The 20,696-nt window shown below is 63.2% G+C and carries 16 protein-coding genes; 12 read left to right on the forward strand and 4 right to left on the reverse strand.

Translation table 11 applies throughout. The features are described 5' to 3' along the window. The first annotated feature begins 51 nt into the window (after positions 1-51). From ABLE71_RS11865 to ABLE71_RS11880, 4 genes are all read left to right on the forward strand, one after another. The gene (locus tag ABLE71_RS11865) at positions 52-522 is read left to right on the forward strand and encodes a MarR family transcriptional regulator (protein ID WP_348783535.1); all 471 of its coding nucleotides are present in this window, start codon (positions 52-54) and stop codon (positions 520-522) included. A gap of 156 nt (positions 523-678) precedes the next feature. Continuing rightward, positions 679-1,563: a DMT family transporter gene (locus ABLE71_RS11870; RefSeq protein ID WP_348783724.1), complete on the forward strand. Its 885-nt coding sequence runs from the start codon at positions 679-681 to the stop codon at positions 1,561-1,563. A 66-nt stretch (positions 1,564-1,629) separates the two neighbouring features. Continuing rightward, positions 1,630-2,652, forward strand: coding sequence for a LacI family DNA-binding transcriptional regulator (locus tag ABLE71_RS11875; RefSeq protein WP_348783725.1), 1,023 nt, complete (start codon positions 1,630-1,632; stop codon positions 2,650-2,652). Continuing rightward, positions 2,649-3,632, forward strand: a complete 984-nt coding sequence (locus tag ABLE71_RS11880; protein ID WP_348783536.1) for a 2-hydroxyacid dehydrogenase — start codon at positions 2,649-2,651, stop codon at positions 3,630-3,632. The genes ABLE71_RS11875 and ABLE71_RS11880 overlap by 4 nt, the downstream gene beginning before the upstream one ends. A 7-nt stretch (positions 3,633-3,639) precedes the next feature. On the opposite strand, the gene ABLE71_RS11885 is transcribed toward ABLE71_RS11880, so the two are convergent. Further along, positions 3,640-4,413 carry a gamma-glutamyl-gamma-aminobutyrate hydrolase family protein gene (locus tag ABLE71_RS11885; protein ID WP_348783537.1) on the reverse strand — a complete coding sequence of 258 codons (774 nt, stop codon included), beginning with the start codon at positions 4,411-4,413 and terminating at the stop codon, positions 3,640-3,642. A 259-nt stretch (positions 4,414-4,672) separates the two neighbouring features. Between ABLE71_RS11885 and ABLE71_RS11890 the strand changes: the two genes are divergently transcribed. Further along, complete coding sequence (locus ABLE71_RS11890) at positions 4,673-5,782, forward strand: TRAP transporter substrate-binding protein (protein WP_348783538.1); 1,110 nt, start codon at positions 4,673-4,675, stop codon at positions 5,780-5,782. A 78-nt stretch (positions 5,783-5,860) separates the two neighbouring features. On the opposite strand, the gene ABLE71_RS11895 is transcribed toward ABLE71_RS11890, so the two are convergent. From ABLE71_RS11895 to ABLE71_RS11905, 3 genes are all read right to left on the reverse strand, one after another. Next, positions 5,861-7,648: a TRAP transporter large permease subunit gene (locus tag ABLE71_RS11895; RefSeq protein WP_348783539.1), complete on the reverse strand. Its 1,788-nt coding sequence runs from the start codon at positions 7,646-7,648 to the stop codon at positions 5,861-5,863. Further along, positions 7,645-8,229 carry a TRAP transporter small permease subunit gene (locus tag ABLE71_RS11900; protein WP_348783540.1) on the reverse strand — a complete coding sequence of 195 codons (585 nt, stop codon included), beginning with the start codon at positions 8,227-8,229 and terminating at the stop codon, positions 7,645-7,647. The genes ABLE71_RS11895 and ABLE71_RS11900 overlap by 4 nt, the downstream gene beginning before the upstream one ends. A 172-nt stretch (positions 8,230-8,401) precedes the next feature. Beyond that, the gene (locus ABLE71_RS11905) at positions 8,402-9,310 is read right to left on the reverse strand and encodes a branched-chain amino acid ABC transporter permease (protein WP_348783541.1); all 909 of its coding nucleotides are present in this window, start codon (positions 9,308-9,310) and stop codon (positions 8,402-8,404) included. An 89-nt stretch (positions 9,311-9,399) separates the two neighbouring features. Between ABLE71_RS11905 and ABLE71_RS11910 the strand changes: the two genes are divergently transcribed. The 7 genes from ABLE71_RS11910 (at position 9,400) to ABLE71_RS11940 (ending at position 20,688) form a co-directional block, all read left to right on the forward strand. Then, complete coding sequence (locus tag ABLE71_RS11910) at positions 9,400-10,011, forward strand: CGNR zinc finger domain-containing protein (protein WP_348783542.1); 612 nt, start codon at positions 9,400-9,402, stop codon at positions 10,009-10,011. Continuing rightward, positions 10,004-10,546: a hypothetical protein gene (locus ABLE71_RS11915; protein ID WP_348783543.1), complete on the forward strand. Its 543-nt coding sequence runs from the start codon at positions 10,004-10,006 to the stop codon at positions 10,544-10,546. The genes ABLE71_RS11910 and ABLE71_RS11915 overlap by 8 nt, the downstream gene beginning before the upstream one ends. A gap of 210 nt (positions 10,547-10,756) precedes the next feature. Continuing rightward, positions 10,757-14,230, forward strand: coding sequence for an indolepyruvate ferredoxin oxidoreductase family protein (locus ABLE71_RS11920; RefSeq protein ID WP_348783544.1), 3,474 nt, complete (start codon positions 10,757-10,759; stop codon positions 14,228-14,230). Between the two features lie 143 nt (positions 14,231-14,373). Continuing rightward, positions 14,374-16,686 carry an EAL domain-containing protein gene (locus ABLE71_RS11925; protein ID WP_348783545.1) on the forward strand — a complete coding sequence of 771 codons (2,313 nt, stop codon included), beginning with the start codon at positions 14,374-14,376 and terminating at the stop codon, positions 16,684-16,686. Between the two features lie 192 nt (positions 16,687-16,878). Beyond that, positions 16,879-17,661, forward strand: coding sequence for a hypothetical protein (locus ABLE71_RS11930; protein ID WP_348783546.1), 783 nt, complete (start codon positions 16,879-16,881; stop codon positions 17,659-17,661). A 226-nt stretch (positions 17,662-17,887) separates the two neighbouring features. Further along, positions 17,888-19,867, forward strand: coding sequence for an AMP-binding protein (locus tag ABLE71_RS11935; protein WP_348783547.1), 1,980 nt, complete (start codon positions 17,888-17,890; stop codon positions 19,865-19,867). Further along, positions 19,864-20,688 (forward strand): ABC transporter ATP-binding protein, encoded by an 825-nt coding sequence (locus tag ABLE71_RS11940; RefSeq protein WP_348783548.1) that lies wholly within the window; start codon positions 19,864-19,866, stop codon positions 20,686-20,688. Before ABLE71_RS11935 ends, ABLE71_RS11940 begins: the two co-directional genes overlap by 4 nt. Positions 20,689-20,696: the final 8 nt, after the last annotated feature.

The following is a 20,696-nucleotide window of genomic DNA, read 5'->3' on the forward strand; positions in this document are numbered from 1 at the left end:
GCGCAATCCATCTGCCGAAGTACGCCGGCTACGGTTATTGGGGGAAAACAAATGGCCAAGGCGAACAAGGGCTCGACCATGAGCCGGCTGCATTCGGCGTCGCGTCTGTCCCGGACGGCGCTGGCGTCGCGGCTGCTTGCGCACGGTTTCTACGCAGGCCAGGACCAGATCATGATCGCGCTCAGCCAGGAGGACGGGCAGACGCCTGGTCAGCTGGCGATACGCCTGGGTGTGCGGCCGCCGACCATCACCAAGACGATCAACAGGCTGCAGGCGCAAGGTTTTCTGGACAAGAAGGCATCCGACCACGATGCGAGGCAGGCCCATATCTTCCTAACCGATCCGGGCCGGGACACGATCCGTGCGATCGAGAAATCGCTGCGCAAGACGGAAAAGCAGGCGCTGAAGGGCCTCGACAAGAAGGACCAGAAGACGCTGGCGAAGCTGCTTTCCCGTATCGAGGCCAATCTGTCGGACACTGCGCTCGCGGAGGTCGACGACGAGATCGACGCCGACGACTAGACAACCGGACGGCGCCAGTCCAAACGCGGCCACGTTTAGCGGTTGCGACCCCGGCACGATTCAATCTAAAGGCGGAAGTCGGCACGAAACGGTCCCGCCTTGCCCAAGCTCCCAGCATCATCGGAAATCGCGACACCACCCGCGGCGATCCTCTACATGGTCGTCGTCTACATGTTCTTTGCATTTCTCGACACCAGCGCGAAATACATCGTGCTTGCCGGCATCGCGCCGCTCTTCGCGGTCTGGATACGGTTTGCGGCGCATGTCGCGGTGGCGTTCTTCCTGCTGGGCGCCTGGCGCGAGCCCCGGCGCTTCCGCGCCGCGAACCTACCGATGCATGTGCTGAGAGGCACGTTCCTTTTCGGCTCCACGGTCTTCAATTTCCTGGCTCTACAGACGCTTCAGCTCGCCGAAGCGACATCTATCTTTTTCTTCGGACCGATGGTGATCACGGCGCTCGTCGGGCCCCTGCTCGGCGAATGGGCCGGATGGCGGCGTTGGTTGGCGATCCTTGCCGGTTTCGTCGGCGTCATCATCATCACGCGGCCCGGCAGCGGGGTCTTCGCCCTGGGACACATCTATGCGCTCTGCGCCATGCTTTCGAACTGCTTCTACGTGATCATGACGAGACGGATGTCCGCCACCGAGACGTCGGAGAGCCTCATCCTCTATGCGGCGCTGGCGCCGGTCGTTCTCCTGGCGCCGACGCTGCCCTTCACGGTTTCGCTGCCGCAGGATCCCTGGCACTGGTTAATCCTGCTGTCGCTCGGGGTCTACGGTGCGCTTGGCCACTGGTTCCTGATCCGCGCCTATCGCATTGCGACTGCATCCGCGCTGGCGCCCTATCCATACCTGCAGATGGTCTGGATGATCGGTTTCGGCTGGCTGATCTTCGACCAACTGCCCGACTGGTGGACGATCTCAGGCGCCGCGATCATCGTGGCCAGCGGCCTCTACATCGTGCATCGCGAGCACAGGCTGAGACTGAAGAGCAGCACGGCGCCCAACGCCGAGGACGAAGAGCTGGCAAAAAAGCTTTGACCCGGCCGCGAAGGATGGCATAAGCGCGTCTTTAAACAGTTTAAAGAGCGGGTCGGGGAGAGCGCGCTGGCACAGAAGATCAAGCTTTCGACAATTGCCGACGCGCTCGGGGTTTCGACGGCCACGGTTTCGCTGGCGCTGCGCGACAGCCCGCTTGTCGCCGACGCCACCCGCGACCGCATCAAGGATCACGCCAGGGCCATCGGCTACATCTACAACCGCCGAGCGGCGAGCCTCAGGACATCGCGGTCGGGCATTGTCGGGGTGGTCGTCCACGACATCATGAACCCGTTCTTTGCCGAGATATTGCGCTCCATCGAAAGCGAACTCGACCGCAGCCGCCAGACCTTCATCCTGTCCAACCACTACGACCAGCTGGAAAAGCAGCGCACCTTCATCGATACGCTGCTGCAACTCGGCGCGGACGGCGTGATCATGTCGCCGGCGATCGGCACGCCACGCGAGGACATCATCATGGCCGAAGAGAACGGATTGCCGGCGGTGCTGATCGCCCGCACGGTCGAGGGCGCCGAGGTGCCGGTGTTCCGCGGCGACGATGCCTACGGCACCGGGCTCGCCACCAACCATCTGATCTCGCTCGGCCACAAGCGCATCGCCATGATCGGCGGCACCGACCAGACCTCGACCGGGCGCGACCGCTATCAGGGTTATGTCGCGGCGATGGAGGCGGCCGGGCTGGAGATTAAGCCGCATTGGCGCATTCCCGGCCCGCGCACCAAGCAGGCTGGTTTCGAGGCCGCCAGCCAGTTCCTCGCGATGAAAGACCACCCGACGGCGGCCTGCTGCTGGAACGATCTGGTCGCCATCGGCCTGATGAACGGGATCGCCCGCGCCGGCCTGGTGCCGGGGGTCGACATTTCGGTAACCGGCTATGACGATCTGGAGGAGGCGGCGATCGCCACGCCGGCGCTGACCACCGTATGGAACGGCCAGCGCGAGGTCGGCCGCCGCGCCGCTCGTGCATTGCTCGACAAGCTCAGCGGGCAGGCCGTGCGCCCCTCGCAGGAACTCATCAAGCCGGAACTCCATGTCCGGCAATCAACCGGCAAACCCGTGGAGCGCCGATGACCGATACGCATGACTTTAGCCAGATTACCATATTGGTGCCGGGCAAGCTCTCCGACCACGCCGGAAAGCGTATAGACAAGACATTCGACATGGTGCTCCTGGAGAGCGCCGATCCGGCCAAGATCACGCCGGACCTGGCGGCTAAAGCGCGCGGAATCGCGGCTTTCGACGGCATCGGCGCCGCTTTCATGGATGCGCTGCCCAAGCTCGAGATCGTCGCGAGCTTCGGGGTCGGCTACGATTCGGTCGACGCCGCCCATGCCGGCAAACGGGGCGTCATGGTGACCAACACGCCCGACGTGCTGACCGAGGAGGTTGCCGACACCGCGCTCGGCTTGCTCATCAACACGGTCCGCGAATTGCCGCGCGCCGAGAACTACCTGCGCGAGGGGCGCTGGCAAAAGGAAGGCCCTTACCGGCTCACGCCAGCCACTCTGCGCGGCCGCAAGGCCGGCATCTTCGGCATGGGGCGGATCGGCATGGCCATTGCGCGGCGGCTTGAGGCATTCGGATTACCCGTCGCCTATCACAACCGCCGGCAGGTCGAGGGGATCGCCTATGAGTACCACAAGACGCTGGTTTCGCTGGCCGGCGCCGTCGACACGCTGATCTCGGTGGCGCCGGGCGGTGCATCGACGCTGAAGGCTGTTAACGCCGAGGTGCTGAGCGCGCTCGGCCCGAAAGGCGTCTTCGTCAATATCGGCCGCGGCAGCACTGTCGACGAGGACGCGCTTGCCGTGTCACTGCGCAACGGTACCATCCTTGCCGCGGGGCTCGATGTCTTCGCCGACGAGCCCAAGGTTCCAAAAGCGCTGCTCGATCTGCCCAATGCCTCGCTGCTGCCGCATGTCGGCTCGGCGTCGGTGCATACGCGAAATGCCATGGCCGACCTAGTGGTCGACAATCTGGAGTCGTGGTTCTCGAAGGGCGAACCGCTTACAGCCGTTCCCGAAACGGCGCATGTGAAGGCGAAGAATTAGGCGGCGCCTACTCCGCCGCGGTCCGGGCGCCCGTCCGGGCCAGCGCATGGGCGCGCACCGCGTCGCCGAAAGCGCGAAAGATCTTTGCCGAGTTGCCGTCGGCATGGACCCAGTATTCGGGGTGCCACTGAACGCCGACGGCAAAAGCGCGGGAGTCCTTCACCGAGACGGCCTCAACGGTACCGTCCTCGGCGACCGCCTCGACCTGCAGGCGCGAACCCGGTCTATCGATGGCCTGGCGGTGGACGGAATTGACCATGATCTCGCCCGCTCCGAACACCCCGGCAAGGCAGCTTCCGGGCTTGATCGAAACGCTCTGGCGTATGCCGAAACGCTCGTCCTGATCGTCGGAAACCGGCGCGCGATGGTCGAGCGAGTCGGGACGCTCCTGGATCTCCGTCGCCAGCGTGCCGCCGAGCGCCACGTTGAGCTCCTGGATGCCGCGGCAGATGGCGAGCAGCGGCACGCCGTATTCGATGGCCTTGCGGATCAGCGGAAGCGTCGTCGCGTCGCGTTGCGGATCATAGGGGCCGTTGGCTTCGGACGCCTCGCCGCCGTAGAGCGACGGATGAACGTTGGAGCGCGCGCCGGTCAGCATCACGCCGTCGACGGAAGCAAGCAACTGATCGAGATCGAGCCTGTCGCCGAAGGACGGCACCAGCACGGGAAACACGCCGGCGCCGGCGATGGCCGCCTCGAGATATTGTTTCGGCGTTGCGTGCCAATCGTAATTGTCGACGTGCTTTACGTCGGTCGAGACGGCGACGAGAGGCTGGAGCATGCACGGGCCCTGTTCAAGGCAAACGGTTTTGATGCCTACTAAATAGGCGATCGGCGGCGGCAAATCCATCGCAACTTTGTAGCGAGAGCCGGCCTGCCCCCTACTATAGTCCTAGTCACGGGCACTCAGAGTTCCGGATCCCTTCCAATGCTGGACTTGAGGCTTGCCGCGTGTATTGTCGGCTTCCGGCGCTGACCCAAGGAATTCAAGGGTTTCCCTTGGGTCAGGCATCGTCGTGATCCAACATGGGAGGTTTTGCATGGATCGTCGTTCATTCATCAGGAAGGCCGGTACGGCCGGCATCGGCGCCGCGGCGGCGACCGCCGCGCTCGCCGCGCCGGCCATTGCGCAGAGCTCGCCGAAAGTCTCGTGGCGTTTGACATCGTCGTTCCCCAAGGCGCTAGACACAATTTTCGGCGCGGCGCAGACGATGGCCAATCACGTCCGAGAATCGACTGACGGGAATTTCGACATCCAGGTCTTCGCCGCCGGTGAACTTGTGCCCGCATTGCAGGCCGCCGACGCCGTCGCGGCGGGGACCGTCGAGGCCTGCCACACGGCTTCCTACTATTTCTGGGGCAAGGATCCGACCTATGCTTTTGGCACGGGCATACCGTTCGGTCTGAACGCCCGCCAGATCAACGCCTGGTTCTACTATGGCGGCGGTAACGACCTGATGAACGAGTTCTATGCCACGCAGGGCCTTCTCGCCATGCCGTGCGGAAACACCGGCGCCCAGATGGGTGGCTGGTACCGCAAGGAAATCAACACCGTGGCCGACCTGCAGGGCCTAAAGATGCGCATCGGCGGCTTTGCCGGCACGATGATGGCGAAGCTGGGCGTCGTCCCGCAGCAGATCGCCGGTGGCGACATCTACCCGTCGCTTGAGAAGGGCACGATCGACGCCGCCGAGTGGGTCGGACCGTATGATGACGAGAAGCTCGGCTTCTACAAGGTCGCGCCATACTACTACTATCCCGGCTGGTGGGAGGGCGGCTCGGCCCTGCACACGATGATCAACCAGGCCAAGTGGAACGAACTGCCGAAAAGCTATCAGGCAGTCCTCAAGGCCGCATGCCAGGCTGCAAACTGCGATATGCTGGCGAGCTACGACCAGAAGAACCCGGCCGCGCTGCGCAGGCTCGCCGCAGGCGGCGCGCAGCTGAGGCCGTTCAGCCAGGAAGTGCTCGCGGCCTGTTTCGATGCCGCCAACGCGATCTACACGGAAGTCTCCGGCACCAACGCGGCCTTCAAGAAGATCTATGACAGCGTGACCGCGTTCCGGAAGGACGCCTATCTCTGGGCGCAGATATCGGAATACAATTTCGACACGTTCATGATGCTGCAGCAGCGCAACGGCAAGCTCTGACGCCAGCGTTTCAAAGAAACAGCCCCGGAGCCATGCTCCGGGGCTGTTTCTTTGCGACCGCGATGGCAGCCCAACCGTTCAATTGAAACTCGGTGGCTGCGACAGGTCGGTAGCCGGTGGCGCCGGCTGGGCGGGCGGTGTATCGCCGAAGCTGGGCGGCTGGGACAGGTCCGTCGCCGGAGGTTGGGCCGGGTCGGCCGGAGCCGGGCCGCCGAGATCAGGCAGGCCGAGCCCCGGAACGCCCGGTTGCCCGCCGCCCATCGGCGGCAGCACGATCTCGACGTCGCCCGGATCAACGACCGCGCCCTTGTAGTGCATGACCATCTGCGGAAACGCGATAACCAGTCCGATCATGATGACCTGGATGCAGACAAAGGGCACGGCGCCCCAGTAGATTTGGCCCGTGGTAATCGGCTCAATCTTCTTGCGTGTGACCTTGTCGAGATAGGGCACGCGCGCCGCCACCGAGCGCAGATAGAACAGCGCGAAGCCGAATGGCGGATGCATGAAGCTCGTCTGCATGTTCACGCCGAGCAGCACGCCGAACCAGATAAGGTCAATGCCAAGTTTGTCCGCCGCGGGCGCAAGCAGCGGCACGATGATGAAGGCCAGTTCGAAGAAGTCGAGGAAGAAGGCGAGCAGGAAAACGATGATGTTGACCGCGATCAGAAAGCCTACCTCGCCGCCGGGCAGCGAGACGAGCAGATGCTCCACCCACAGATGGCCGTTGACGCCATAGAAGGTCAGCGAAAAGACCCGTGCCCCGATCAGGATGAAGAGGACGAAAGAGGACAGCCTTGTCGTCGACGCAAGCGCTTGCTTGACGACGTCGAGATTGAGCCGTCCCTTGGCCGCGGCCATGATCAGGGCGCCCACGGCGCCCATTGCGCCGCCTTCGGTCGGTGTCGCGATGCCGAGGAATATGGTGCCGAGGACCAGGAAGATCAGCGCCAGCGGCGGGATCAGCACGATGATGACTTGCTGGGAAAGCCGCGACATCAGGTTCAAGTTGAGCGCCCTGTCCGCAAGGGCAGCTACGTAGATGACGACGATGCCGACCGTCGCGCCCCAGATTCCCGCATTGGCTCCCTGGCTCGGCGTCAGATAGACCTGCGCGGCATAGCCGATGCCGATCGTTGCGACGGTCGCGACGATCAGTGAAATGACGCCGTGGCCAAGCGTCCTGGCCTCGAGCGGCAAGGCCGGCATCGACTTCGGCCGGACGATCGACATGACGAGCACGTAAGACATGTACAGCCCGGTCAGAACAAGACCCGGAATTATCGCTCCCGCATACATGTCGCCAACGGAGCGGCCGAGCTGGTCGGCGAGAACGATCAGCACCAACGAGGGCGGGATGATCTGCGCCAGCGTACCGGAAGCGGCGATCACACCGCTGGCGAGGCGCCTGTCATAACCATATCGCAGCATGATCGGCAGCGAGATGAGGCCCATGGCGATGACGGACGCGGCAACGACGCCGGTCGTTGCCGCAAGCAGCGCGCCGACGAGGATGACGGCATAGGCAAGGCCGCCGCGGATCGGGCCGAACAACTGACCGATCGTGTCCAGCAGATCTTCGGCCATGCCCGACCGTTCAAGCACGATGCCCATGAAGGTGAAGAACGGGATGGCCAGCAGCGTATCGTTGGACATGATGCCCCAGAACCGCTCGGGAAGCGCGTAGAGCAGCGGCCAGGACAGCGAGATTTCGTTGCCCGAATAGGGGGCCAGTTCGACGCCAATGAAGAAGAAGAGGAGGCCGTTGGCCGCGAGCGAGAAAGCGACGGGATAGCCCAGAAGCATGAAGACGATGAGCGAGAAGAACATGATCGGCGCCATGTTCTGCGCAATGAAATGGATCATGAACGGATCTCCTCGGCGAGCGCCTTGGCTTCGAGTTCAGCCTGTTCGTGAGCCGAGATGAAGGGCGTCGGATCGTCCATCCTGCCAGTCATGATGGCGATCTTCTTGACGATCTCCGAAATTCCCTGCAGCGCGAGCTGCGAAAATCCGATCAGCAGCAAGGCCTTGGCGGGCCAGATGATGAGGCCGCCGGCATTGGTCGAGACTTCGCCTGTGCGATAGGAGAGCGAGACGTAAGGTACGAAGTAGAAGATCATCAGGATCACGAAGGGCATCAGGAAGAAGACATGCCCGAAAAGGTCGATCCAATGCTGGACCCGGCGCGAGAAGGCCCCGTAGACGATGTCGATGCGGATGTGTTCGTTCTGACGCAGCGTGTAGGCGGCGGCCAGCAGGAAAGCGGCGCCGAACAGATACCACTGCAGTTCGAGCCAAGCGTTCGACGACATGTTGAACGCCTTGCGGACGACGGCGTTCGCGGCGCTGACGAGAATGGCGAGAAGGATGAGCCATGAGACCCACCTGCCGACCAGTTCGTTGAACCGGTCGATCCCCCGCGACAATGCGAGAAGGCCTGACATCGTGATCCTCCCTTTGCGCCCGTGCCGGTTTTTTGGGGTCGCGTGCGTTCTATGGGTATGACGCCCGGCGCGGGACCCGTCAACAGAAGCGCAATCGCCAAAAGAGCGTGTGAGGTCAAGAATGCGCGAGGGTGGCGCAACGTCACGCGCCGAAAGTTCTAGGATCCTGACCCTAGACCGTGGCGCGACCCTCGTCCCTCCCGGTCCGCGTGAGCAAGAGCAGCGCGACCAGGAACGCGAACATCCATGCGTCGCGCCACTCGATGGGGAAGTAGCCGGACCAGAGCGATTCCGCGATCCCGTAGCAGGCCGCGCCAGCAGCCGCGCGTGTGGGATCCCGGTAGCTGCCAGCCGCGGTTACGAACAGCACCTTCAGCCCGTAGACCATGCCGCTGCCAAAGCTGATGTTGCCGTAATAGAGCGCCGCCATTGAGCCGGCCAGCGCCGCAAGCAGCGCTCCGCCGAGGACGGCCAAATAGAAGACGCGGCGCACGTCGATGCCGCATATGGCAGCTGCGCCCGGGTCGTCGCTGACGGCCCGCCAGGCACGTCCCAGCCGCGAGCGCGTCAGGGCCTGGCCGGCCACGGCGATGGCCACGGCGGCGAGCGCGCAGTTGACGAGCTGGATGACGGTGAGGGTGACGGTGAACCCGTTGGCCGACAGGAACACGACCGGTTCCGCCAGAAGCGGCGGCAGCCAGAAATCGCGGGTCTCGGCGGCGATGCGCGCCAGTTCCATGAGTACCAGCGCCACGCCGAGCGTCGCCACCACGATGGCGTTCGGGGAACGTGTTGCGAGGGGGACAAAGACACTGCGCGACAGCACGGTTGCGGTAAGGGCGGCATACGCGAAAGCGGCAACGATGCCGAGTGTGACCGTCGCGGGCAGCGTCAGCCACAGCACCTGCCAGCCAAACACGGCGACGAGGATCAGTACCTGTCCCACAAAGGCAAATATGGGCCCATAGGCGAGGTTCGTTCGCTTCAGCACGCCGTTGGTCAGGACATAGCCGAAGGCCAGAAGCGCATAGAGAGCGCCCGAATGAAATCCGTTCAGGATCTGCTGGAGGAAATAGGCCATGCGTCGGGGCCTGCGGGAGCTATCTGCAATAGCGATATTGAGCCGTCGAATCTAACTTGTCAAATATCTATTGGGGGTTAGTATTGAGCATGAACGTTTCCTGGACGAAGCATCGCTTTTCCGGCGGGCTGCTGGCTCTCGACACTACCAACACGGTCGTGCTGCGCGGCGATCCGGCGCGCTCGTTCGACCGTTTCGAAGATACGGCTGAGATCGCGCGCTTCGCTGCCGCTGCGGAAGGCTTTCGGTCCGCCGAGCTTGGCGGCCGCGGGCTCTCCTTCCAGTTTTCCGATGCGGCTGTGCGGCGGGTCATCGTTTTGCGGGAGGCGGCCGATCGGATGTTGCGCGCGGCCGTCTTGAGCGGCGGGATCGAAACCATCCATCTTCCCGACTTCCTTCGTGCGTGCGCGGCCTGTCTGGACGAAAGCGCCGAGCGGGTGGGCGCAGACGGCATGCCCTTCGGCGATCCGTCGCTGCCTATCCGCTTCGAGGCCGCGCTTGCGGTCTCCGCACTTTCGCTGCTGGCGGTCGATGCCTGGAAGAAGGTCCGTATCTGCCCGAATTGCAACTGGCTTTTCGTCGACCGAAGCCGCAATTCAAGCCGGCTCTGGTGCGACATGTCGGTGTGCGGCAACCGCAACAAGGCAAAAAGGCACTACCAGCGCGGCAAGCTGGCTGGAGGAGAGGCCGTCCATGTGTAAACGATCCATCCCGCTCATCACCTTGACCCTTGCGGGAATGCTCGGCGTCTCGGCCTGCCGCGACAGCGGCGGCGAGGGCGAGTTCTTTGCCGTTGCCGGGAAACTCTTCGTCTTCAACTATCGCGTTGCGACGGCCACCTATCTCGTCAATCTCGTGCCGCTCCAGCCAGTCGAGGACGGCCAGGCCGCCGTCGCAAGCTTCGAGGACCCGGCCGGCGGCGAGGCCATCGTGGTCCGCACCAGAATCTGGCCGAAAATGGCAAAGACGACGATCGAAAGCCCGCCTTTGCGGTGCATCGTGAAGAACAGGCCGTACAAGGTGTCAATCACGATCGAGGGACCCGACGGAGCGGTCAGGCAGACCATCGAAACGACCATGACCTCGTCGGAGGACCAGAATCTGCTTCCGGACCAGCCGCTGGTCGTCGGTCCGGTCTATACGCCCAATCCCGAACTCGCGGGCCATCCCGACGGCAAGCTGCCGAATCCCGATGTCCCGCCATGCCCAACGGCGCTTCCTGCCGCCCGCGGCTGAAGGCCGAAAAACGCCCGACAGGATCGTGCGCCGCCGCCTCGCAGGCGGTCATATTATTGCGCCGGCGAGTCGTCGCCCGGCTAAGCATTGCTCATTTTGGCCAGCCTCTTATTTCGTTTGACCTAACCGCACGGCAGAGGAACACTGTCGCCATGCAACCCACGTTGGCCCGCCTGCGTTTTTAGGCCGACCTCCGCAGAGGATTTGCCGATGACGCTTCATGACGTTGCGCTCGACGACAAGTTCGATCTAGCCAAGCAGCGCATCTTCCTGTCCGGCCCGCAGGCGGTCATCCGCATGCTGTTGATGCAGCGCGAGCGTGACAGGCTTGCCGGCCTCAACACCGCAGGCTTCGTATCCGGCTATCGCGGCTCGCCGCTCGGCGGTCTCGACCAGCAGTTCTGGCGCGCCAGGAAGCAGCTCTCGCAAGCCGATATCGTCTTCCAGCCCGGCCTCAACGAGGAACTCGCAGCCACCGCGTGCTGGGGCTCGCAGCAGACCGAGCTTCTCGGCGAGGGCAAGCACGACGGCGTCTTTTCCGTCTGGTACGGGAAAGGGCCGGGCGTCGACCGCTCAGGCGACGTGTTCCGCCACGCAAACCTTGCCGGCTCCTCCAAACATGGCGGCGTGCTGGCGCTGATGGGCGACGACCACACGGCGGAATCCTCCACCAACGCGCACGCCACCGAATTCCTTTTCGTCGACACGATGATCCCGATCCTCAATCCGGCCGGGGTGCAGGAACTCATCGACTACGGCCTTTACGGCTTTGCGCTGTCGCGCTTCGCCGGCACCTGGGCCGCGATCAAATGCGTCAAGGACAACATCGAGTCGACGGCCTCGGTCGACGCCTCGCTGGAACGCCTGAACATGATCGTTCCGGAGTTCGACATGCCGCCCGGCGGGCTCAATATCCGGCACGAGATCGACTTCATCGGCCAGGAAGCGCGGCTGCACGAATTCAAGCGCGCGGCCGCGGCCGCCTTCGTCCGCGCCAATGGGTTGAACAGGACCGTCTATTCGGGCGGCAGCAAGCCAAAGATCGGCATCATCACCGTCGGCAAGAGCTACCTCGACGTCCGCCAGGCGCTGGAGGATATCGGCATCAACGAGGAGAAGGCGAACGAGATCGGCGTGCGGCTCTTCAAGGTCGGTTGCCCGTGGCCTCTCGACATCGAGCACATAAAGGATTTCGCCCGCGGCCTCGAAATGATCGTCGTTGTCGAGGAGAAGCGCTCGCTGATCGAAGTACAGGTCCGCGAGGACCTCTACGGCACCGCCATGCAGCCGACGGTCATCGGCAAGAAGGACGAGCGCGGGAATTGGCTGTTTCCGGTAAAAGGCGCGCTCGATCCCAACGATATCGCCATCGCGCTCGGCGAGCGTGTCCTCAAGGTGATCGGGCCTTCAGAGGAGATAGCGGCCCGCGTCAGCCGGCTTAGGCAGTACCAGGCGATGCTCGCCGACACCAAGGACATCGGGTCGCGCACTCCGTTCTTCTGCTCGGGTTGCCCGCACAATACCTCCACGAAAGTTCCGGAAGGTTCGATCGCCGGCGCCGGCATAGGCTGCCATTTCATGGTTCTTTGGATGGACCGCGATACGGTCGGCTTCACCCAAATGGGCGGCGAGGGCGCGCAGTGGATCGGCCAGGCCCCCTTCTCGAAGCGTGAGCATTTCTTCCAGAATCTCGGCGACGGCACCTACAATCATTCCGGCATCCTCGCGCTGCGCTTCGCGCTCGCGGCCGGTGTCAACATGACCTACAAGATCCTCTACAACGATGCGGTCGCCATGACCGGCGGCCAGCCGCATGAGGGCGGGCTGACCGTCGACATGATCGCGAGGCAGGTTCATGCCGAAGGCGTGAAGCGCCTTGCCGTCGTGTCGGACGAGCCGGGCAAATACGACCGCGCGATTTTTCCGGCGAGCGCGACGTTCAACCATCGCGACGATCTCGACCTGGTCCAGCGCGAACTACGCGACGTGAAGGGCGTTTCGGTCCTGCTCTACGACCAGACCTGCGCGGCGGAGAAGCGCCGCCGCCGCAAGCGCGGCGCTTATCCCGATCCCGACAAGCGCGTCATCATCAACGAACTGGTCTGCGAAGGCTGCGGCGACTGCGGCGTGAAGTCGAACTGCGTGTCGATCCAGCCGGTCGAGACGGAATTCGGCCGCAAGCGGCGCATCGACCAGTCGAGCTGCAACAAGGATTTTTCCTGCCTCAACGGGTTCTGCCCGTCATTCGTCACCGTACATGGCGCCAAGATGCGCAAGGCGGAGGGCGTCGCCGGCAAGACCGACCCGATCGACGGCGTCCCCGATCCACAGGAGTTCCCGCTCGACAGGGATGGCTGGGCCTCGATCATCGACGGTGTCGGCGGCACCGGCGTGGTCACGATCGGCGCCATTCTCGGCATGGCCGCGCACCTCGAAGGCAAGGGCTGCGGCATGATCGACATGGCCGGCCTCGCCCAGAAGGGCGGCTCGGTTTTCAGCCATGTGCGCATCGCCAGGACCCCGGAGGACATCCATGCCATCCGCATCTCGGCCGGCAAGGCGGACCTGATCCTCGGCTGCGACCTCGTCGTCTCCGGCGCCCGCAAGGTGCTTGCCGCCGTGCGCGAAAACCATACGATCTTCGTCGCCAACACGGCCGAGATCATGCCCGGCGAGTTCACCCGCTCCGCCGACTATTCGCTTCCCATCGAACGGCTCAAGAAGGCGATACGCCAGGCCGCGGGCGAGGAAAAGGCGCATTTCTTCGACGCCACGCGCACGGCTTCGGCGCTTTTCGGGAATTCGCTCGGCGCCAACATGTTCATGCTCGGCTTCGCCTTCCAGCATGGCGGCCTGCCGCTGGCCGCGGAGGCCATCGAGAAGGCGATCGCACTCAATGGCGAAGCCGTTCCCATGAACATTTCGGCTTTCCGCTGGGGCCGCCGCGCCGCGCATGAGCCGGATTTCGTGCGCGGCCTCGTCGCGCAGTCGACTGGCGCGGCTTCCGATCCGGCCGTGCCGACCGTCGACGACCTCATCGCCCGCCGAGCCGCGTTTCTAACGGCCTATCAGGACGCCGCTTATGCAAAGCGATATCTCGATCGGGTCGCGGCTCTCCGTACCGCGGAGAACGGCGCTGTCGCGGGCTCTACGGCGGTCACGGAAGCGGTCGCCAGAAACCTGTTCAAGCTGATGGCGGTCAAGGATGAATACGAGGTCGCCCGCCTCTACACTGACGGCTCGTTCGCAAAGCAACTTTCCAAGGAATTTCAATCGTTTGACCGGTTGGAGTTCCATCTTGCGCCACCGGTCCTGGGGCGGAAGGGCGCCGACGGGAAACCTCGCAAATCGAGCTTCGGCCCATGGATGATGAAGGGATTCCGGTTGCTTGCTGCGTTGAAGGGCCTGCGCGGGACCGTTTTCGACGTTTTCGGCTATTCCGAGGAGCGCCGGTTCGAAAGAGCGCTGCTCGAGCAATACGAACGGGACCTGGATCTCATCCTGGCGGCAATGGCGCCGGGCAAGGTCGAAGCGGCCGCGGCGCTTGCCTCGGTTCCATCGCTCATCCGTGGTTACGGGCACGTCAGGCGGGCGAGCGCGGACACCGCATCGGGCGAACGCGCACGGCTCCTGCGGCGGCTTTCCGATGCCCCCGTGGCCCCGGTTCTCCAGGCTGCGGAATGACGGATACGGCTTGTTTACCGGATCGTCAGATTCCTTGCATTGCAAGGTATTCAGCCCCTTGCCGGCAGTCGCCGAAAGCGATCTTCTAAGCCTTTCTTAAGGCGACCCATGCCATGACTGCGGTTCGCGCGGCACCGCAGGCAATGAAAACAAGCAAACCGGACGAGATACCAGAAGACATTTATGTCGGCTTCGTCCGGGCGTTGTTCTCGGACGCGAGCATTCTGCTGGTTGGCGCTCTGACGCAGGGGCTGGTCGGCCTGCTGGTCTATTGGAAGACCAAGGAGCCGATCTATCTCGTTCTCGCCGTCATGATGACGGTCGCCAGCGTCGGCCGCTATCTGGCCATACGCAGGGTCGATCCGGACAGCATCGTCGGCTATGAGACCGCGCTCAGCTGGGAGCGCTACTACATCATCGCGGGCACGATCCAGGGCTTCTGCGTCGGGCTCTTCGCCTTCGTCAGCCTCTATGTCGCGCCCGACGCTTTTGGCGAGATCGCCGCCATATCCATGGTGCTCGCAAGCACCATCACCATCGCCGGACGCAATTTCGGCTCCCGGAAGATGGTCGCCATATTGTCGACGTCGGTGCTGGCGCCGATCACGCTCGGGCTGATGCTCAAGGGCGACTTCTACCACTTCATGCTCGGCCTGTTCGTCATCCCCTTCGTATTCTCGATCAACAAGATGGCGCACCTGGTGCGCACGGTGCTGTTCACAGCGATCAGCGAGGAAAAGAAGGCAAACCGCATTGCCGAGCGCTTCAACCGGGCGCTGAATACCATGTCGCATGGGCTGGTCATGCTCGGGCCGAGCGGCCGCGTCGTGGTGGCGAATGCGGAAGCCGCGCACCTCATGTCCTTCCAGTCGCCCGATGCGCTGCTCGGTCGATCCATACACTCCATGCTCATGCGAGGTGTGGCGGGCGGGATGCTGGCCATCAAGGACTGCAAGTTCATCGAGGGGCAGTTGACGCGCGCGCTTCGCGAAGGCAGGGACCGCAAGGTCCTTGTTTCGCTTTCCAACGGCCAGCATTTCGAGTTCTCTGCCCGAGAAGGCAGCCAGCAACTCGGCGTCATCACCTTCGAAGACGTTACCCAGCGCGTCGAGACCGAAGAAAAAATCCGTTCCATGGCGCGCTTCGACAATCTGACCGGCCTGCCGAACCGAGCTTATTTCCACGAGCTCGTGGGTGAGACCATGTCCACCGGCGACCAGGACCGCTCCTGCGGCCTCGCCGTGCTCGATCTCGACGATTTCAAGAGCGTCAACGATACGCTGGGACATCCCGTCGGCGATGGGCTGATCTACGCCGTCGCGGAGCGGCTCGCGGCCTTCGCCAGCGACACCGTCAAGGTCAGCCGCTTCGGCGGCGACGAGTTCATGATCTTCATCGACAGGGTCGACGACGAAAGCCATCTGACCGGAATCCTGGACCAAATATTCGCCGGGCTCCAGGGCGACATCGACGTCGCCGGCCACGCGCTGCGCATCCAGGCAAGCGGCGGCGCCGTCCTGTCGCGCGTCAAGGACACCGACGTCGACGCGATGATCGTCAAGGCCGACCTTGCTCTCTACAAGGCCAAGGAGCTCGGCAAGAACGACTGGCGGCTGTTCGAGGCGGCGATGGACGCGGCCTTCCGCAACCGCCAGCTTATGAAAGCGGATCTGCGCGCCGCGATCGAGGCAAAGTCGCTGCGTGTCGTCTACCAGCCGATCGTGACGATGGACACGATGCGCATCGCAAGCTGCGAGGCGCTCTGCCGCTGGGAGCACCGCGATCTCGGCCCGATATCGCCGGCCGTATTCATACCTCTCGCCGAGGAGATGGGGGTGATCTCCGAGATCAGCCACTTCGTCCTGCAAGCCGCCTGCGCCGAATGCGTCCGCTGGCCGGAGCAGATCAGCGTATCGGTGAACCTGTCGGCCAAGGATTTCCGCAATCGCGATGTGATCGAAAAGGTGCGCAACGCGCTTTCGGCCTCGGGTTTGGCGCCGCACCGGCTCGAGATCGAGGTGACCGAGACGGCATTGCTCGACGACAAGTCGCTGACACGGCAGTATATCGAGGAACTGAAACGGCTCGGCGTGCGCATCGCGCTCGACGATTTCGGCACCGGCTATTCGAGCCTCAGCTATCTGCACAAGCTGCCCCTGGACAAGGTCAAGATCGACCGCAGCTTCCTCATGGACGTCGGCCAGAGCACGCGTTCGCTCGAACTGCTGAAGGGGATCGTCAATCTGTCGCGTCCGCTCGGCCTTACGGTTACCATCGAAGGGGTCGAGACTTTCGAGCAGCTGAAGATCCTTGCGCTTCAGGTCAAGCCGGATCTCGTGCAGGGGTTTCTGTTCGGCGCCGCGCTCTCCGCCTCCGGCATAGAAACGATGTCCAACACCGTTTGGCCTTTCGCCAAGGACATCCGCGAATCCAGAAGCGCCGCCGCCAAGCGCTGACCGCGCTTTCCAACCACCGCCCTCGCCAAGCGCCTGTTCGGCGCGACACGCTCGCGACGGATTTTGACGCTCTTTTGTCTCAATTTACGATTTGTTAAGGTTAACCGAGCGTAAATACCTTGCATGTAATTTAAAAGTTTACATATTTCATGATTGCCTTACCCTAACGGGTGGCGGCTGAGGGCATTGAGTATGTTTACGCAGGTGGCAGCGTTTCGCGAGGCAGCGGCTGTAGGCGAAGAAGCAACCGCGTCCCCGCCAGTATCCTCGTTTTCCAGCAAGGTAGAGGCGTTGCTGGAGCGCATCGAATACCGGCGTTGCGAAAGCGGCGAAGATCTCGAGGACATCTACCGGCTTCGCTACAAAGCCTACAAGCTGCATGGCTTCATCGAAGAATCCAGCAACCAGATGGTTACGGACGATCTGGATGACGCACCCAATTGTTATCGCTTCGGCGTCTTCATCGACGGCGAACTGGTCAGTACGGTACGGATACACCATATTTCGGAGGCCGAGCCCTACGGGCCGGTGATGAAAACCTTCGACGATATCCTGCGCCCGCGGCTGCTGCGTGGCGAGAGCTTCATCAATCCGACCATGCTCGCCGCCGAGCCCTACTACCGGTCCCCCCTGCAGGCCTTGCCGTATCTGACGCTGAGGCTGGGTCTGGTGGCCAGCGTCTATTTCGACGCCACCAGCTGCATCGGCGTGGTCCGGGAGGAGCATACGGCGTTCTACCGGCGCATCTTTGGCGCCGTGCCGGTCGGCGAGGCGAGGGCGTATCCTCCGATCAGCGTGCCCGTCATCCTCTACGACGCGAATTGCGCGGCCAACAGGCAGCCTATCCTCAAGCGGTTTCCGTTCTTCAAATCGACGCCGGTGGAGCAACGCATGCTGTTTGCCAAGCCGGCCAAGGGGGAACTCGCGCCCCTTACCATCCTGCCGACCGCGAAATATTATCGCGACGCCGCGTAGATCGCCGTGCGTTCTGCGGACGCACAAAGGACGATTTCACTATTTGATTGAACATCGGAATATTCCGAAAACCGGATTCCGATTTTCGGTCCGATGCTCTTCAGGCTGACGCCTCCCCGATCGTTTCCTCTTATTGCCTCATCCCAACGATGGGGTTGCGCGCCGCGATGCCGCTGGCATTATGGCCGCAACAACCGCGAACAAGCGGGACGGGAGGAGCACGCACATGGTTGCGACGGCCTTGGCCGGCGGCATGGACACGTTCCCGAAATATCTGCTGCGCAATGCCGAAAGGCTGGGCGACCGCCCGGCCATGCGTCACAAGGATTTCGGCATCTGGCAGAGCTGGACCTGGCGCGAACAGCTCGAAGAGGTCCGCAAGCTTGCGATCGGCCTGCAGTCGCTCGGTCTCGGCAAGGGAGAGAGGATCGCGGTGATCGGGGCCAACCGTCCGCGCCTCTATTGGACCTTCGCGGCGGCACAATCGCTCGGCGCCATTCCGGTGCCGGTCTATGCCGACGCCGTGGCCGACGAGATGGCCTATGTGCTCGACCATGCCGGCGTCCGTTTCGCCGTCGTGCAGGACCAGGAGCAGGTCGACAAGATCAGGTCATGCGCCGACAAGATCCCGGCCCTTACCGACATCATCTACGACGAACCGCGCGGCCTGGCCCTCTATCCGCCGGCCGGACTCCATGCCTTTTCGGCCGTTCAGGCCTTAGGCGCCGAACGGTTGCGGGCCGACCCGTCCCTCGGCGAAGCCTGGGTGAACGCGATCCGAGCCGCAAGCGGCGAAGACATATGCGTGATGCTCTACACGTCGGGGACGACCGGCCGCTCGAAAGGCGTCATGCTGAAGGCCGCGGGCGCGGTCAGGGCGGCAAGGGACACGGTCGCCTTCGATGGCCTGACCGAAAACGACAGCGTGCTCGCCTATCTGCCGCTCGCCTGGGTCGGCGACCACTATCTCAACTACGCCCAGGGGTATGTCGCCGGGCTCTGCATGAACTGCCCCGAAAGCGCCGATACGGTGCCGCAGGATCTGCGCGAGATCGGGCCTACCTTCTATTTCGCGCCGCCGCGCGTCTTCGAGTCGCTGCTGACCAGCGTGACCATCCGCATGCAGGACGCCGGCTGGCTGAAGCGCAAGCTGTTTGCCTATTTCATCGGCGTGGCGAAACGGCACGGCGAGGCTATCCTCGAAGGCCGGCCGGTACGGCTGTCCGCCCGGTTCGCCTATGCGCTCGGCGAAGTGCTGATCTATGGTCCGCTCAAGAATGTCCTCGGCTTCTCCAACATCCGCGTCGCCTACACGGCCGGCGAGGCGATCGGACAGGATCTGTTTTCCTTCTTCCGCTCGCTCGGCATTAACCTCAAGCAGCTCTATGGCCAGACCGAAGCCTTCCTCTATGTGACCTGCCAGAAGGACGGCGCGGTGCGGGCTGATACGGTCGGTCCCCCCGCGCCAAACGTCGACATACGCATCTCCGACGCCGGCGAGGTGCATTTCCGTTCGCCCGGCATGTTCGCAGGCTATTTCAAACAGGAAGAGACGACCACGGAGGCGATGACGGCGGACGGATATGTCCGCACGGGCGATGCCGGCTTTTTCGATACGGACGGGCAGTTGAAGATCATCGACCGCGCCAAGGACGTCGGCCGGCTGAAGACAGGGGCGTTGTTCGCACCGAAATATATCGAGAACACGCTGAAGTTCTTCCCCGACATCAAGGAGGCGGTGGCGTTCGGCAGCGGCCGCGACTTCTGCGCCGCCTTCCTCAACATAGACCTCCATGCGGTCGGCGACTGGGCGGAGCGCAACAACATCCCCTACGCTTCCTATCAGGAACTCGCCGGCCATCCCGAGGTCGCAAGGATCGTCGCCGCGCATGTCGATGCCACCAATCTGCGGCTGTCGCGGGAGCCGATGATATCAGGCGCGCAGGTCAGGCGGTTCCTGATCCTGCACAAGGAGCTCGACGCCGACGACGGCGAACTGACCCGCACGCTGAAGGTGCGCCGCGCCTTCGTGGCGGATCGCTATGCATCGCTCGTCGAGGCGCTCTATGACGGCTCGACCGAAAAATATGTCGAGACGGAAATGACCTACGAGGACGGCCGCAAGGGTACCGTGCGCGCGACCGTCCGCATTCATGAGGCGCGGACCTATCCAGCCGCGGCGCCGATGCTCGAGGCCGCCGCATGAACGTGCAAGCTGCGTCAGCTCAGGGCGTTGTGGCTGACGACGGCATCGCGCCCGGCGAACTGCTGATGGACGTGCGTAACGTCTCGCTGTCCTTCGGCGGGGTCAAGGCCGTCACCGACATCTCCTTCGACGTGAGGAAGGGCGAGATCCGCGCCATCATCGGCCCCAACGGCGCCGGCAAGACTTCGATGCTCAACGTCATCAACGGCTTCTACACACCGCAAAAGGGGACCATCGTCTTTCGCGGCCGCGAGCGGCGGTCGATGAAGCCGCATCATGCCGTCAGGCAAGGGATTGCCCGGACATTCCAGAACGTCGCACTGTTCAGGGGCATGTCGACGCTGGACAACATCATGGCCGGGCGCTCGGTGCTGATGAAGCGCAACATCTTCTGGCAGATGCTCTGGCACGGCCCGGCGCTCGCCGAGGAGATCGAACACCGCAAGAAGGTCGAGGAGATCATCGATTTCCTCGAAATCGAGCACATCCGCCGCACGCCCGTCGGCAAGCTGCCCTACGGGCTGCAGAAGCGGGTAGAGCTCGGGCGCGCGCTCGCCATGGAGCCGTCGCTGTTGCTGCTCGACGAGCCGATGGCCGGCATGAATCTCGAGGAAAAGGAGGACATGAGCCGCTTCATCATCGACGTCAACCGGCAGCGCGGCACCACGATCGCACTTATCGAGCACGATATGGGGGTGGTGATGGACCTTTCCGACCGCGTCGTCGTTCTCGACTACGGCAAGAAGATCGCCGACGGCACGCCGGATGCCGTGAAATCCGACAGACAGGTCATCGACGCCTATCTCGGCGTCGCCCATTGAAAGGAAAC

This window comes from Mesorhizobium sp. KR9-304, assembly GCF_040049215.1.
Lineage (GTDB): Bacteria > Pseudomonadota > Alphaproteobacteria > Rhizobiales > Rhizobiaceae > Mesorhizobium_K.